Here is a 14,084-nt window from a genome sequence, read left to right on the forward strand (position 1 = left end):
GCGCGGGCCGGTCAGAGTCCGGCGGCGGGAAGCGAAGGAGCGGCATGAGGTTCCAGGTTCTGTCGATCATCGGCCACGCGCCGCATCCGCTCACCGGCGAACTGCCTTCGCCGGCCGCCCGGTTGGCGCAGGTCGTCGAGGTCGGGGCGGCGGCCGAACGGCTCGGGTTCGACGCGTACGCGGTCGGCGAGCGGCACGCGGGCCCGTTCCTGTCCTCCAGCCCGACGGCGGTCCTTGGCGCGCTGGCCGCCCGCACGAGCCGCATCAAGCTGCTCACGGGCGTCACGGTCGTCGCCGTCCTCGACCCGGTGCGGGTCGCGGAGGACTACGCGACGCTCGACCAACTCGCGCGCGGGCGGATCGAGTTGGTCATCGGCAAGGGCGCGGAGGCCGGCCACTTCGACCTGTTCGGGCTCGACGAGGCGCGCCAGTGGGACCTCCAGAAGGAGAAGTACGAGCTGCTGCGCCGGCTGTGGCGCGAGGAGGGCGTCGACTGGGAGGGCGAGTTCCGGCCCGCGCTCAAGGGCGTGACGACCGTGCCGCGCCCCTACGCGGGCCCGCCGCGCGTCTGGCACGGCTCCGCGACCTCCCGCAACTCCCCCGAACTCGCCGCCCTGCACGGCGATCCGCTGTTCACCGCCAACGCCGTCCAGCCGAGGGCCGCGTACGCCGAGCTGATCGACCACTACCGGGAGCGGTTCGCCGCGCACGGCCACGACCCGGCGCGGGCGCATGTCGCGGCGGGCTCGGGCGGGCTGCTCATCGCGGACACGCACGAACAGGCCGTCGCCCGCTACGGAAAGCTGTACGAGGCGAAGGTCGCGCAGTCGTTCCGGCCGGACCTCGCGGGCCGCGCCGGGTACAACACGCCCTTCCGTACGATCGAGGACGCCATCGCGGACGGGCCCCAACTGATCGGATCCCCGCAGCAGATCATCGACAAGATCCTCGGCTACCACGAGGTGTACCGGCACGATCTGCAGTCGGTGACGGTCGACTCGTTCGGACAGGGGACGAGCGAGCAGATCGAGACGCTGCACCGGTTCGCGGAGGAGATCGCGCCCGTGGTGCGCGCGGCGGCGCCGAGCGCCCTGTGGGAGTCGGACGGAACCGGTCCCGGGGGCCTCTCCTGACCCCATAATGGTCCCGGACATCGGAGGTATGGGCCCTCCGGGGACGAGCAGAGGGGGCTGCCATGGCCGTCACCGACGAGGCCATCGAGAAGATCAAGGACATGATCGTCTCGGGCGCGCTGCGCCCCGGCGACCGGCTCCCCAAGGAGAGCGAGCTGGCCGCCGACCTCGGCCTGTCCCGCAACTCGCTGCGGGAGGCGGTCCGCGCGCTGTCGCTGATCCGCATCCTCGACGTACGGCAGGGCGACGGGACGTACGTCACGAGCCTCGACCCGCAGTTGCTCCTTGAGGCGCTGAGCTTCGTCGTGGACTTCCACCGCGACGACACGGTCCTGGAGTTCCTGGCGGTGCGCCGCATCCTGGAGCCGGCGGCGACGGCGATGGCGGCCCCGCTGATCGACGAGGAGCAGCTCGACAAGCTGAGCGCGCACCTGGACGACCTCGGGCCCGAGCCGTCGGTGGAGCAGTTGGTCGCCGCCGACCTCGACTTCCACCGGGGCATCGTCAAGGCGTCGGGGAACTCGGTGCTGTGCTCCCTGCTCGACGGCCTGTCCGGGCCCACCACCCGCGCCCGGGTGTGGCGCGGGCTGACGCAGGAGGACGCGGTGAGCCGGACGCTGCGCGAGCACCGGGCGATCCTCGCGGCGCTGCGCGACCGGGACGCGGAGGCGGCGCGCTCGTGGGCGACGGTGCACATCGCCAGCGTGGAGCAGTGGCTGCGCTCGACCCTGTGAGCCTTGGGCCCGGTGAGCCTTCGCCCCATGAGCCTCGGCCCCGGTGAGCCGCCCCCGCGGGTGGAGTGGACCGCGCCCGGCCGGGGCAGTGTTCCGGGCAGCCTCCGGGTTCCAGGGGGCTGCGGAGGGCTGTCGCGGACGCCGTAAGGTGGGCAGGTACGCGAGAGTCCCCCCAGGCCGCGACGGCACTGGGGGAACGTCGGAAGGAGGCACTGGGTGATCGAGCTCGAGGGGGTTCCCGAGCTGGTCGACCCGGTCATGGTGGCCGCGTTCGAGGGCTGGAACGATGCCGGCGACGCCGCCTCCGCCGCGGTCGCGCATCTCGACAAGGAGTTCAAGGGCGAGGTGTTCGCGGCGCTGGACGCCGAGGACTACTACGACTTCCAGGTCAACCGGCCCACGGTCTTCGTCGAGGACGGGGTCCGCAAGATCACATGGCCGACGACCCGGCTCTCCGTGGTCCGCGTCGGCGGCGACAAGCCGCGCGATCTGGTGCTGGTGCGCGGCATCGAGCCGTCGATGCGCTGGCGCTCGTTCTGCAACGAACTGCTGGGCTTCGCCCATGAGCTGGGCGTCGAACTGGTCGTCGTCCTCGGCGCGCTGCTCGGCGACACCCCGCACACCCGGCCGGTGCCGGTCTCCGGGGTGACCTCGGACACCGAGCTGGCCGCGCGGATGGACCTGGAGGAGACCAAGTACGAGGGCCCCACGGGCATCGTCGGCATCCTCCAGGAGGCGTGCACGCACGCGGGCGTCCCGGCGGTCTCGCTGTGGGCGGCGGTCCCGCACTACGTGTCGCAGCCGCCGAACCCGAAGGCGACGCTGGCGCTGCTCAACCGCCTGGAGGACCTGATCGACCTGCGCATCCCGCTGGGCGAGCTGCCCGAGGACGCGCGGGCCTGGCAGCTCGGCGTGGACCAGCTCGCGGCCGAGGACAGCGAGGTCGCGGAGTACGTGCAGTCGCTGGAGGAGGCCCGGGACACGGCCGAGCTGCCGGAGGCGACGGGTGAGGCCATCGCCCGCGAGTTCGAGCGGTATCTGCGGCGCCGGGAGCCGGGGTCCGCGCCGGGCGGGCACGCGACGGACGGCGGCGACCCGTCGTCGTTCCTGCGGGACAACCCCGGCTCCGGCGGCCGCTCCCGCCCGTCGAAGCCGCCGCGCCCCGAGACCGGCGGCGAGGAGAACCCGAACCAGGACCCGCCGAACCCCGAGGACTGAGCCGTACCGCCGTACGACAGCGCCGGGCGAGGGAATCCCCCGCCCGGCGCTGTGCTGTGTCGGGCTGTGTTCTGTCGTGCTGTGCTGTGCTGTCGTGCCCTTCGGGTCAGGAGCAGGTGAAGCGGGCGGCGGCCCAGTCGCCGTGGTCGCCGGTCTTGGAGTTGTTGGTGTCGGTGACCTTCAGGCGCAGGTGCCGCGCCCCGGTGACGTCCACGTCGACGGGGACGGTGGCGGAGGCGCCGTTGACCTTCGGCGAGGTCCACAGCGTCTTGCCGTCCGCCTCCACGGAGAAGGCGACCTCCCCATAGCCGTTGATCTCGTCGTCGATGCCCGCGTCGGCGGTCAGCCGCGTGCACCGGCCGCCGAGGTAGACCTCGATGTCGGAGTCGGCGTGGACGCCGATGCCCTTCGCGTACGTCTTCCCGGCGAGGGTGAGGGTGTGGCCGTCGGCGGCGCCGGACTCGCCGTTGGAGCGGTCGCGTTCGGCGGGCCCGTAGCCGTTGGTGGCGCGCAGCCACTCCATGTCGCTCGCCCAAGTGTCGGCGGTGGGCGGGGGCGGCATCACCGTGACGGCGAACCGGCCCTGGGCGGTGCGCTGTTCACCGGCCGCCGTGTGCCGGACGGTCGCGGTCAGGGTCTGCTCCCCCGCCTTGGCGCTCGCGGCGGGTGTGAGCGGGACCTCGACGCGCCGGGTCTGCCCGGCGGCGATCCGGTCGACGGTGACGGGGTCGCCGGCCCGCCAGCCGGCGGGGGCGTCGAGGGCGACGCTGACCCCGGTGGCGTCCTTCGTCCCGGCGGTGACGTCCACGGCGACCTTGCCGGGGGCGCCCGCGCCGAGTTCCTGGTCGAGCGGGGCGGTGACGGTGGCTCCGGCCCCCGGCACGGCTCCGCCGACGGCGGCGGTGTCGCGCAGGTCGAGGGTGAAGGCGCGGTCGGTGGGCAGGGCGGGGGTCTTCACGCGGACGACGCCGCCCTTGTCGTCCCGGTCGTAGTACCAGCCGCTCGCGGCGTCACCGAAGGCGGCGGCGGTCAGCTCGGGGAGCTTCTTGCCGTCGAGTTCGACCTGCCGGGGCGCGTCGCCGGTGTGCAGGGTGAACGCGTAGGGGCGGGCGGTCTGCTTGCCCTTGTACGTGCCTTCGCTCGCGCCGACCTGGACGCGCACGTCGCCGGGGCCCGAGGCGGGGGCGGTGACGTCGGCGCGCTGGGTGGCGTAGGCGCCGTCGCGGTGGGCGCGGGTCACGCCGTCGTCCTCGTACAGCGTGAACGAGCTGCTGCCCTGCGGGTAGACGTCCCAGGCCGGCGGGGAGCCGGCGGTGCGGTCGGCGTAGGAGCGGATGCCGGGCCACATGGGTACGGCGGCGCCGCCCTTGACGAACAGCGGGAGGGTGTCGAGCGGGGCGCGGTAGCCGTCGACGGTGGTGGGGCCCTGGTAGACGCGGCCGGTCCAGTAGTCGGTCCAGGTGCCCTTGGGCAGATAGATGCCGTCGCGTACGGCGGTGTCCTGGTAGACGGGCGCGACGAGGAAGTCCTCGCCGGTCAGGAACTCGTACTTCGCCGCGTCGGTGGCGGCCTTCGGGTCGTCGGGGTACTCCAGGGCGAGCGGGCGCACCGCGCCGACGCCGGTCTTCGTCGCCTCGTGCGCGTAGGAGTACAGGTACGGCAGCAGCGACTCGTGCAGCTTGAGGTACTTGCGGTTGATCGACGTGTACGGCTCGCCCTGGCGGAACGGCTGCTTGTCGCTGGCGGCCCAGCCGTCCATCGTCATGGTGACGGGCAGCAGCGACTTCCACTGGAGGTCGCGTACGTACGTCTTGGGGCTGCCGCCGAAGATGCCGTCCACGTCACCGGTGGTGTAGGCGAGCCCGGACATGGTGGCGCCCGCGTACGTGGGGATCTGCCAGCGGATGTAGTCCCAGGAGCCGGACTGGTCGCCGGACCACTGCACGCCGCAGCGCTGCGCGCCGGCCCAGCTCTCGGGGGCCCAGGTGAAGCCGCGGGCGTCGGAGTTGTCCTCGATGCCCTTGTAGGCGGCCTTGCAGCCGTCCAGGGCGAACTTGTAGCCGGAGCCGACCCAGGCGACGTCCAGCTTGGCGACCCGCTGGCCCGCCTTGACCTGCTCGGCGATCTTGTCGATGCCGTTCTCGGTCCACAGGCCGAGCTGCGCGCCCCGGTCCTGGAGGCCCTTGGCGGCCTCGGCGAGGTTCTCGTGGCCGCAGCCGTAGCCGTCGTTGACGAGCATCCAGCCGAGGGGCATGTCGTTCTTGACGTAACTGTCGGAGATCTTCAGGGCGTCCAGGGTGTGGCGCTCGCCTCGGTTGGCGTTGTGCAGGTAGCAGTCGGCGTCGCCGATCTCCAGGCCGTACACGGGCGGCAGGAACGGTTTGCCGGTGAGCTGTGTGTACTGCCCGATGACGTCCTTCGCGCTGTCCTTGCCGCTGCCGGCGAAGTAGTACGCGTCGAAGCGGTGCTCCTTCGCGGAGGCGGTGACGGGTTCGCCGAAGGTGTAGGTGTTCGGGGCGAAGGTGTTGCGGAAGACGCCGTAGCCGGCCGTGGAGAGGTAGAACGGCACGGAGTTGGGGTGGCCGCCGTCGTTCCAGTTGTAGTCGACCTCGGCCTTGACGGTCTTGTCGCGCAGGCTGGTGTTGCCTCGGCCGTTCTGCATGCCGGCGCCGTAGAACTGCTCGTCGGCGCCGCGGGCGAGCGTCTGCGTGGTGGTGTCGGCGCTCCAGCTCAGGGGCTTGTCCTCGGACCAGAGCCGGGTGCCGTCGTTGCGGTACAGCGCGAAGCGCAGGGGGGACTTGTAGGCGCGCAGGGTGACCTTGGCGCTGCTCAGCTCGTAGCGGTCGCCCTGGTCCTTCCAGCGGGTCTGCGGGGGCTTGTCCTTGCCGTCGGGGTCCTGGGGCAGCGTGATGGCGTCCGCCGCCGGGTCCGTGAAGTCGCCGTCCGGGGCGGCCTCTATCCGGAACGTCTCGCGGGTGCGGAAGGTGACGCGGGCCTTGGCCTGGCCGGCGGTGAGGGTGTACGTGGCGTGGGCGTCGTCGGGGTGGAAGGCGGTGACGTCGCCGATGGTTCCGGCGGCGGGGGCGGATTGAGTGGCGGAGCCGGTCTGGGTGGCGGTGGTCGTGGCCGGGGTGGCGGTTGCCGTTGCCGGGGTGGCGATGAGGGCGGTGGTGAGGGTGAGCGCGGCTAGGGGCAGTAGGGCTCTGAGGCGTCTCCGGGTGCGCGATGTTGATTGCATGGGCGTTGTTTAGCGCAGATTCGAGCATGGGGGTAGGGGTGGCGGGGGGGTGGCTGGGCGGCGTTCTTGGGTGGGCGTCCCTTGAAGCCGTTTGCGCAGTTCCCCGCGCCCCTGGCGGGGGGTGGGTGGCTGGGGACGGTTTTTCGGCTTTCCCGCCGTCGTGGTTGCTCGCGCAGTTCCCCGCGCCCCTGACGGGGTGGGGGTGAGCGGAGTTCTAAGACTCGCTGACCGTCTTTGGTGCTCGCGCCGATTTTCTCGGGCGCTCTTGGGATGCAGAGAACCCCGGGCGCTTGGGCGGCCGGGGTTCTTTGGGTGGGGTGGGTTAGAGGGCTACTCCCAGGAGGGCGTCCACCGCTCGGGAGACGACGCCGGGGGCGCCCTCGTCCGTGCCGCCCTCGGCGGACTGGCGCTCGACCCAGCGGTCGACCGCCGCGAGCGCCGACGGCGCGTCGAGGTCGTGGGCGAGCGCCTCGCGGATCTCCTCCACCAGCGGCTCCGCGTCCGGCCCGTCGGGGCGGGAGACCGCCGCGCGCCAGCGGCCGAGGCGGGCGACGGCGTCGGCGAGGACCTGGTCGGTCCACTCCCAGTCGGCGCGGTAGTGGTGAGCGAGCAGCGCGAGCCGGATCGCGGCCGGGTCGACGCCGTCGCGGCGGAGCCGGGAGACGAAGACCAGGTTGCCCTTGGACTTCGACATCTTCTCGCCGTCGAGACCGACCATGCCGGCGTGGACGTACGCCTTGGCCATCGGGAACTCGCCGGTGAGGACCTGCGCGTGCGAGGCGCCCATCTCGTGGTGCGGGAAGGCGAGGTCGGAGCCGCCGCCCTGCACGTCGAAGCCCATGCCGAGGTGGTCGAGGGCGATGGCGACGCACTCGATGTGCCAGCCGGGCCGGCCGCGGCCGAGGGAGGCGCCGTCCCAGCTCGGCTCGCCGTCGCGCGCGGCCATCCACAGCATCGGGTCCAGCGCATTCTTCTTGCCCGGGCGGTCCGGGTCGCCGCCGCGCTCGGCGGACAGCAGCCGCATCGCCGCCGCGTCCAGGTTCGAGACGGAGCCGAAGTGCGGGTCGGACTCGACGGAGAAGTAGACGTCGCCGTCCAGGTCGTAGGCGGCACCGGCGTCCCGCAGTCGCTCGACGAGCGGCACGATGCCGGGTATCGCCTCGACGGCGCCTATGTACTCGCGCGGCGGGAGCATCCGCAGCGCCGTCATGTCCTCACGGAACAGGGCGGTCTCACGCTCGGCGAGGCCCTCCCAGTCGATGCCGTCGCGTACGGCCCGCTCCAGCAGAGGATCGTCGACGTCCGTCACGTTCTGGACGTAGTGAACCTGCCGCTTGGTGTCGAGCCACACGCGCTGCACGAGGTCGAACGCGTTGTAGGTCGCCGCGTGACCCATGTGGGTCGCGTCGTACGGAGTGATACCGCAGACGTAGATACGGGCGACGGGACCGGGCTCAAGGGTGACGAGCCCATCGGTCGCGGTGTCGTGGATCCTCAGGTCGCGGCCCTTGCCAGGCAGGGCGGGGACCTCAGAAGCGGGCCAGGCATGCATGTCCTGAGCCTAACCGGACGGTGCTTCCGCATACGAACCGGACCGCCTGTGATGGCCGACGACGCGCTCTTGCGCACCCCCGGCCGGGGCGCTACCGGGCGCCCTCACTCGACGACCGTGGCCCGGATGGCGTCCGAGAGGCCGAAGTGATGTATCCCGTGCAGGAGGTAGGCGCGCAGGCCGCACACGAAGTACGTCCAGCCCTGTGTCTGGCCCACCGCGCGGGCGGTGCCGTCGATCCCCTCGCCCATAGGGGCCTCGGTGATCGTCAGCCGGGTCGCGCCGTCCTCGTCGGCCAGCTCGACGGTGACGGTGGCGCCCGGCCAGGTCCAGGAGACGAGCCGGTCCTCCTCGACCGCCTCGACGTCCACCTCGAAACTCGCGTCGACATGGCCGAACCGCCACGTCACCGTGGTCCCGGCGACGAGCGCGGCGGACGTCTCGGCGGTGAAGAAGCTCGACAGGCCCTCGGGCGTGACGATCGCCCGGAACACATCCGTGACCGGTGCGTCGATCCGGTCCTCGACTATCAGCTTGGTCATGCCTTCGAACGTAGCCCGCCCCACTGACAATCGCCCCCGCAACGCTGTCGGACGGGCGGCTGGGGTCACACGGGCGGCCAGGGGATCGCGGGCCACTCGCCGCCCGGCTCCCGGTGCCGGCCGGACGCCAGCAGGGCCGCGACCCGTTCCCGTACGGCGTCCAGCTCGGCCGGGGTGATCAGCTCGGCGAGCCGGTCCGCGAGCGGCTGCCCGGCGGCGAGGCGCCCGGCGAGGCCCTGGAGGGCGGCCGTCGCCTCCTCCGTCAGCGGCTCGCCCGCCCAGCCCCACAGCAGGGTGCGCAGCTTGTCCTCGGCGTGGAAGGTGACGCCGTGATCGATGCCGTACAGTCGGCCCTCCGCGTCGAGCAGCAGATGGCCGCCCTTGCGGTCGCCGTTGTTGATGACCGCGTCGAGCACGGCGAGGCGGCGCAGGCGCGGGTCGTCGGCGTGCACGAGGAGCGCGGTGCGGCCCTCGCCGACCTCCGCGAACCCGATCGCCTTCCAGCCCTCGCCGGGTTCGTCGCCCTCGACGAGCGCGAGCAGCCCGGCCCCGGCCTCACCGGTCTCGCCCGCCTCGTCGCCCTCCCCCGCGCCCGCGGGCTCCTCGGGGGCTTCGATCCACCACTGGCACATGCCCTCGCCGTACGGGCCGTCGCGCAGGACCGTCGGCGGGACGAGGCCCCAGCCGAGCGCCTCGGAGACCTCGTACGCGGCGACCTCCCGCTGGGCGAGCGTGCCGTCGGGGAAGTCCCACAGGGGGCGCTCGCCGCGCACCGGTTTGTAGACGCAGGCCGCCTCGCGGCCGTCCAGGGTGACGGTGCACAGCAGCACCGCGTTCGACGCCTCGCGGATCTGTCCCCTGACCTCCAGCGTCCCGCGCGTGAGGAGGTCGATGTCGGCGGCCGCGCTCACGCGTCGCGCCGGTATCCGTTCTGTCGCGGACATACGTGTCCCTCCGGGTCGAGCGGCAGGCTGCACAGGGGGCACGGCGGGCGCCCGGCGTTCACGACCTCGAGGGCCCGCTTGGCGAACGCGCGGGCCTGCGGGCCCGTCAGGCGTACGCGCAGCATCGGTGGCCCGTTCTCCTCGTCCTGGAGCAGCCGCTCCTCGGCCTCGGCGAGGTCCTCCTCGGAGTCGGCGTCCAGCTCCACGAGCGCCTGTGCCTCGACGATCATGCGCTGCTCGTCACCGTCCCAGGCGAGGGCCATCGTGCCGACGCGGAACTCCTCCTCGACGGGCGCGTCCAGCGGGGCCGTGTCGGTCACCTCGGCGGGCGCGAGGGCCGGCACCGGCGCGTTGCCCCCGCTGCGGCGGACCACCTCGTCCAGCAGTTCGTCCATGCGCTCGGCGAGCGCGGCGACCTGGGTCTTCTCCAGCGCGACGCTGGTGACCCGGGTCCCTGCCGAGGCCTGCAGGAAGAAGGTGCGGCGCCCGGGGAGCCCGACCGTACCGGCCACGAACCGCTCCGGAGGGTCGTAGAGGAACACCTGACGGGACACGTCCTGTCTCCATGGGATTCGGGGATCGACTGCTTACCGGTGCCTCACCCTACTGCGGCCGACGATCACGGTGCGCCCGCGCCGCCCCCGACCGGAGCGTCCGGCTCTCCGTGCCCTTCGCGCGGTGCCAGCGAGGCGAGGTCGCCGGTATCTCCGAGGCGCACGAGAAATGGCCGCAGCCGTGTGTAACGGATCGCCGTGATGGAACAAGGCTCTACGGAGATCCGCTGAAAGAGGTCCAGATGCAGTCCGAGCGCGTCCGCCACGAGCGACTTGATGATGTCGCCGTGGGAGCACATGAGATAGACGGCTTCGGCGCCGTGGTCCCGTTCCACGCGCGCGTTCCACTCCCGTACCGCCTCCGCGGCCCGGTGCTGCATCTGCCGCATCGACTCGCCGCCGGGGAACGCGGCGGCCGTGGGGTGCTGCTGGACGACCTCCATGAGGGGGTGGTCGGTCAGTTCGGCGAGCTTGCGCCCGGACCAGTCGCCGTAGTCGCACTCCCCGATGCGGTCGTCGGTGTGCGCGGTGAGGCCGGGGCGCGCGGCGAGCAGCGGCGCGACGGTCTCCTGGCAGCGCTGGAGGGGGCTCGTGACGACCTCGGCGAGCGGCAGGTCCGCGAGCCTGCCGGGCAGCGCGGCGGCCTGCGCGGCGCCGCGCTCGTCGAGGGCCACGCCGGGGGTCCACCCGGCGAGCAGACCCGCGGTGTTGGCGGTGGAGCGTCCGTGCCGGACGAGGATCAGCGTGGGCATGTCCGCAAGAGTAGGCCGCCGCGCAGGTGCGCCGAAGACACCCCCTGGGGAGAATGCACGTCATGATCGTCGACTGCGCCATCTACAAGGACGGGCGCCGTTCCGACGTCCCGCACGACTTCTCCGACGCGCTGGACGAGGCGCGTGCCGAGGGCGACGCCTTCGTGTGGATCGGGCTGCACGAGCCCACCGAGGAGGAGTTCGCCACGGTCAGCCAGGAGTTCGGGCTGCATCCGCTGGCCGTGGAGGACGCCCTCAAGGCCCATCAGCGCCCGAAGCTGGAGATCTACGACGACTCCCTGTTCGTCGTCCTGAAGCCGGTGGACTACGAGCCGCAGAGCGACCGTGTCTCCAGCGGCGAGCTGATGCTGTTCCTCGGCGACTCGTTCGTCGTGACCGTCCGGCACGGCGAGGGCGCGCCTCTGAAGGCCGTACGCGGGCGTCTGGAGCGCGATCCCGAGTTCCTGGCGCACGGGCCGACGGCGGTGCTCTACTCCGTCGCCGACGCGGCGGTGGACCACTACGTGGACGTGGCCGGCGAGCTCCAGACGGACCTGGAGGAGCTGGAGGCCGAGGTGTTCTCGCCGGACGGCGGCGGCTCCCGCGACACGGCGTCGCGGATCTACACGTTCAAGCGGCAGATCGTGGAGTTCCGGCGGGCGACGGGTCCGCTGGCGATGCCGCTGGCCAGGCTGTCGGGCGTGGGCCCGTGGGGGCTGTCGGCGGTGCCGTTCGTCAACGAGGACGCGAAGCCGTTCTTCCGTGACGTCAACGACCATCTGACCCGCGTCAACGAGGCCGTGGACAGCCTCGACCGCCTGGTCTCCGACATCCTCAACGCGCACCTGGCGCAGATGAGCGTCCGGCAGAACGACGACATGCGCAAGATCTCCGCGTGGGCGGCGATGGCGGCGGTGCCGACGATGCTGGCGGGCGTGTACGGCATGAACTTCGACCACATGCCCGAGCTGCACTGGGCGTGGTCGTATCCGGCGGTGATCCTCGTGATGGCGCTGCTGGAGCTGATGCTGTACCGGACGTTCAAGCGGCGCGGCTGGCTGTGACGCGGGGGCGTCTGGTGCGGGTGGCGTGTGACGCGGGCGGCCTGTGACGCGGGGGGCGTGACACGCGGGGGGCGCGTGACGCGGGTGGCGTCTGGCGCGGGTGGCTCTCCGTCAGGCGAACTCGACCGAGGTGGTCGCCGGGCCGCCCAGCGCGTCCCGGCGGGCGGGCGGCTCCAGGCGGACCATGCGCCGCCAGCCGCCCAGGCGCTCGTACGCGTACTGCGCTTGGATGCCGGCGGTCAGGAGCGCGGCCCTGGCCCTGGACCAGCCCAGGAGGCGGCCCATGCGGTCCATGACGGCGAGGCTGACGTCCCGGTGGACCTCGATCTCCGCCAGCGCGCACGCGCGCAGGGTGCGCTGGATGAGGCGGCCGTGCCCGGCGCGGGCCAGGCGCAGCAGTTCCTCGTGACAATAGGCGAGGTGGTTGTCCTCGTCGTTGGAGATCATCTTCACCGCGCGGCCGACGTCCGGGTGGTGCGCGAAGTGCTTGCGCAGGAGCCGCATCTGCTCGGAGGCCCGTTGTTCGGTGACCCTGCTGTGCGCCAGGTACGTGACGATGTCCCGCACGTCCAGCGGCTCGTCCCGCTTCAGGCGCGCGTGGGCGAGTCCGATGCCGCGGCGCTCCAGGAGCATCGTGTAGTCCGTCTCGGGCGGTACGGGGACGGGGGCGAGGCCGCGCTTCTTCATGAGGGCGGTGAAGATACGGCCGTGCTTGTCCTCGTCGGCGCCGTGCCGGGCCACCTTGGGGGCGAGGGCCGCCTCGGACGCGGGGACGAGGGCGGCGATCCGGCCGTTCTCCCAGCCGCCCTGGGCCTCGCCGCCTGCCGCGACGGAACAGAACAGCCGGAACGACTCGTCGTCGTCGAGGATCTCCTCGAACAGGCTCTTGGCCGACAGCATGGCGCCACCATCTCCCTGCGGGTGCTCTGGCCGAGTCAAGCGGGGGGTGTGAGGGGCGGCAACCCTGGCCGGGCTTCGGCTGGGCCGAATGGGGGGGTGCGGGTCCGTTCTGGCTCTGTGCGCGGTTCCTTGCGCCCCTGGGGGGGCGGGTTTGGGCGTAACTCTGTGGGGGGTTGGGGCGTTGGTGGGGTGTCGGCCGTGGCGGGGAAGACCCCCCGAGCCCCCACCACGGCCGCAGAACTTCGCACCCCTCCCCGTCACGCCAGCCCGGCGCGCTCCAGTGCCTCGGTGCCCGCGCGCAGCGAGGCCAGGCGGTCCTCCAGGGCGAAGCCGGCCGGCGCGAGCGTCAGCGTCGTGACTCCGGCAGCGGCGTACTGGCGCATCCGGTCGGCGATCCGGTCCACCGAGCCGAGCAGCGTCGTGGAGTCGATCAACTGGTGCGGGACGGCCGCGGCGGCGCCCTCCTTGTCGCCCGCCAGGTACTTGTCCTGGATCTCGGCGGCCTCCTTCTCGTAGCCCATGCGGCAGGCGAGCTGGTTGTAGAAGTTCTGCTTGCGGCTGCCCATACCGCCCACATAGAGCGCGGTGTACGGGCGGAACATGTCGGCCAGCGCCGCGACGTCCTTGTCGTCGCCCACGGCCAGCGGCAGCGTCGGGCACACGTCGAAGCCGTCCAGCGTCTTGCCGGCCTTCTCGCGGCCCGCGCGGAGGTGCCGCAGCGCGGTCTCCTCCAGGTGCTCGGCCGCCGGGAAGATCAGCAGCGCGCCGTCCGCGATCTCGCCGGTCTGCTCCAGGTTCTTCGGGCCGATCGCCGCGATGTACAGCGGGATGTGCTCGCGCTGCGGGTGCACGGTCAGCTTCAGCGGCTTGCCGGGGCCGCCCGGCAGCGGCAGCGTCCAGTGCGTGCCCTCGTAGGAGAGCCGTTCGCGCGTCATCGCCTTGCGCACGATCTCGACGTACTCGCGCGTGCGCGCCAGCGGCTTGTCGAACGTGACGCCGTACCAGCCCTCGGACACCTGCGGGCCCGACACCCCGAGCCCGAGCCGGAACCGGCCGCCGGACAGCGAGTCGAGGGTCGCCGCCGTCATCGCCGTCATCGTGGGCTGCCGGGCCGGGATCTGGAAGATGGCCGAGCCGACGTCGATCCGCTCGGTCTGGGCGGCGACGTAGGCGAGCACGGTGGCGGCGTCGGAGCCGTACGCCTCGGCCGCCCAGCACACCGCGTAGCCGAGCCGGTCCGCCTCCTTGGCGACGGCCAGGTTGTCCGCGTCCATGCCCGCGCCCCAGTAACCGAGATTGATGCCGAGCTTCATTATCCACATCCCCTAACGCCGTACGGGACCGCTGGCTTACCCATCGGTAACGTCTCTTGCGGGGCACCCTAGCGCGGCGGACCCCCCGACAGATATCCACAGGACCCCCGATCCCGACCTTCGGCCAGTAATCTCAGCGC

12 protein-coding genes are annotated in these 14,084 nt (G+C 72.2%); 4 read left to right on the forward strand and 8 right to left on the reverse strand.

Annotated elements, in window-relative coordinates:
• Nucleotides 1–44: 44 nt before the first annotated feature.
• The 3 genes from ACZ7LY_RS25820 to ACZ7LY_RS25830 all read left to right on the forward strand — a co-directional run bounded on the left by ACZ7LY_RS25820 (nt 45) and on the right by ACZ7LY_RS25830 (nt 3,085).
• Nucleotides 45–1,133 carry an LLM class flavin-dependent oxidoreductase gene (locus tag ACZ7LY_RS25820; protein WP_471627088.1) on the forward strand — a complete coding sequence of 363 codons (1,089 nt, stop codon included), beginning with the start codon at nt 45–47 and terminating at the stop codon, nt 1,131–1,133.
• A 62-nt stretch (nt 1,134–1,195) separates the two neighbouring features.
• Nucleotides 1,196–1,867, forward strand: coding sequence for a FadR/GntR family transcriptional regulator (locus ACZ7LY_RS25825; protein WP_471627089.1), 672 nt, complete (start codon nt 1,196–1,198; stop codon nt 1,865–1,867).
• Nucleotides 1,868–2,083: 216 nt separating this feature from the next.
• Nucleotides 2,084–3,085 carry a PAC2 family protein gene (locus ACZ7LY_RS25830; RefSeq protein WP_471627090.1) on the forward strand — a complete coding sequence of 334 codons (1,002 nt, stop codon included), beginning with the start codon at nt 2,084–2,086 and terminating at the stop codon, nt 3,083–3,085.
• 106 nt (nt 3,086–3,191) lie between these two features.
• Here the strand turns inward: ACZ7LY_RS25830 and ACZ7LY_RS25835 are convergent, their stop codons facing one another.
• The 6 genes from ACZ7LY_RS25835 to ACZ7LY_RS25860 all read right to left on the reverse strand — a co-directional run bounded on the left by ACZ7LY_RS25835 (nt 3,192) and on the right by ACZ7LY_RS25860 (nt 10,667).
• Nucleotides 3,192–6,323 carry an NPCBM/NEW2 domain-containing protein gene (locus ACZ7LY_RS25835; RefSeq protein WP_471627091.1) on the reverse strand — a complete coding sequence of 1,044 codons (3,132 nt, stop codon included), beginning with the start codon at nt 6,321–6,323 and terminating at the stop codon, nt 3,192–3,194.
• A 322-nt stretch (nt 6,324–6,645) separates the two neighbouring features.
• The gene (mshC, locus tag ACZ7LY_RS25840) at nt 6,646–7,875 is read right to left on the reverse strand and encodes a cysteine--1-D-myo-inosityl 2-amino-2-deoxy-alpha-D-glucopyranoside ligase (RefSeq protein ID WP_471627092.1); all 1,230 of its coding nucleotides are present in this window, start codon (nt 7,873–7,875) and stop codon (nt 6,646–6,648) included.
• Nucleotides 7,876–7,979: 104 nt separating this feature from the next.
• Nucleotides 7,980–8,417, reverse strand: coding sequence for an SRPBCC domain-containing protein (locus tag ACZ7LY_RS25845; protein WP_471627093.1), 438 nt, complete (start codon nt 8,415–8,417; stop codon nt 7,980–7,982).
• 65 nt (nt 8,418–8,482) lie between these two features.
• Entirely contained in the window at nt 8,483–9,361 is an 879-nt protein-coding gene (locus tag ACZ7LY_RS25850) for an SCO1664 family protein (RefSeq protein WP_471627094.1), read from the reverse strand.
• Complete coding sequence (locus ACZ7LY_RS25855; protein WP_471627095.1) at nt 9,325–9,915, reverse strand: DUF3090 domain-containing protein; 591 nt, start codon at nt 9,913–9,915, stop codon at nt 9,325–9,327. Before ACZ7LY_RS25855 ends, ACZ7LY_RS25850 begins: the two co-directional genes overlap by 37 nt.
• Nucleotides 9,916–9,980: 65 nt before the next feature.
• Entirely contained in the window at nt 9,981–10,667 is a 687-nt protein-coding gene (locus tag ACZ7LY_RS25860) for a histidine phosphatase family protein (protein ID WP_471627096.1), read from the reverse strand.
• Nucleotides 10,668–10,729: 62 nt separating this feature from the next.
• Between ACZ7LY_RS25860 and corA the strand changes: the two genes are divergently transcribed.
• On the forward strand, nt 10,730–11,731 hold the full coding sequence (gene corA, locus ACZ7LY_RS25865) for a magnesium/cobalt transporter CorA (protein WP_471627097.1): 1,002 nt from the start codon (nt 10,730–10,732) through the stop codon (nt 11,729–11,731).
• 111 nt (nt 11,732–11,842) lie between these two features.
• On the opposite strand, the gene ACZ7LY_RS25870 is transcribed toward corA, so the two are convergent.
• Together ACZ7LY_RS25870 and ACZ7LY_RS25875 are read right to left on the reverse strand one after the other, a co-directional pair.
• Nucleotides 11,843–12,631 carry a ferritin-like domain-containing protein gene (locus ACZ7LY_RS25870; protein WP_471627098.1) on the reverse strand — a complete coding sequence of 263 codons (789 nt, stop codon included), beginning with the start codon at nt 12,629–12,631 and terminating at the stop codon, nt 11,843–11,845.
• A 257-nt stretch (nt 12,632–12,888) separates the two neighbouring features.
• Nucleotides 12,889–13,944 carry an LLM class F420-dependent oxidoreductase gene (locus ACZ7LY_RS25875; RefSeq protein ID WP_471627099.1) on the reverse strand — a complete coding sequence of 352 codons (1,056 nt, stop codon included), beginning with the start codon at nt 13,942–13,944 and terminating at the stop codon, nt 12,889–12,891.
• Nucleotides 13,945–14,084 lie beyond the last annotated feature (140 nt).

The sequence above is a fragment of the Streptomyces sp. NPDC107550 genome (genome assembly GCF_055639095.1).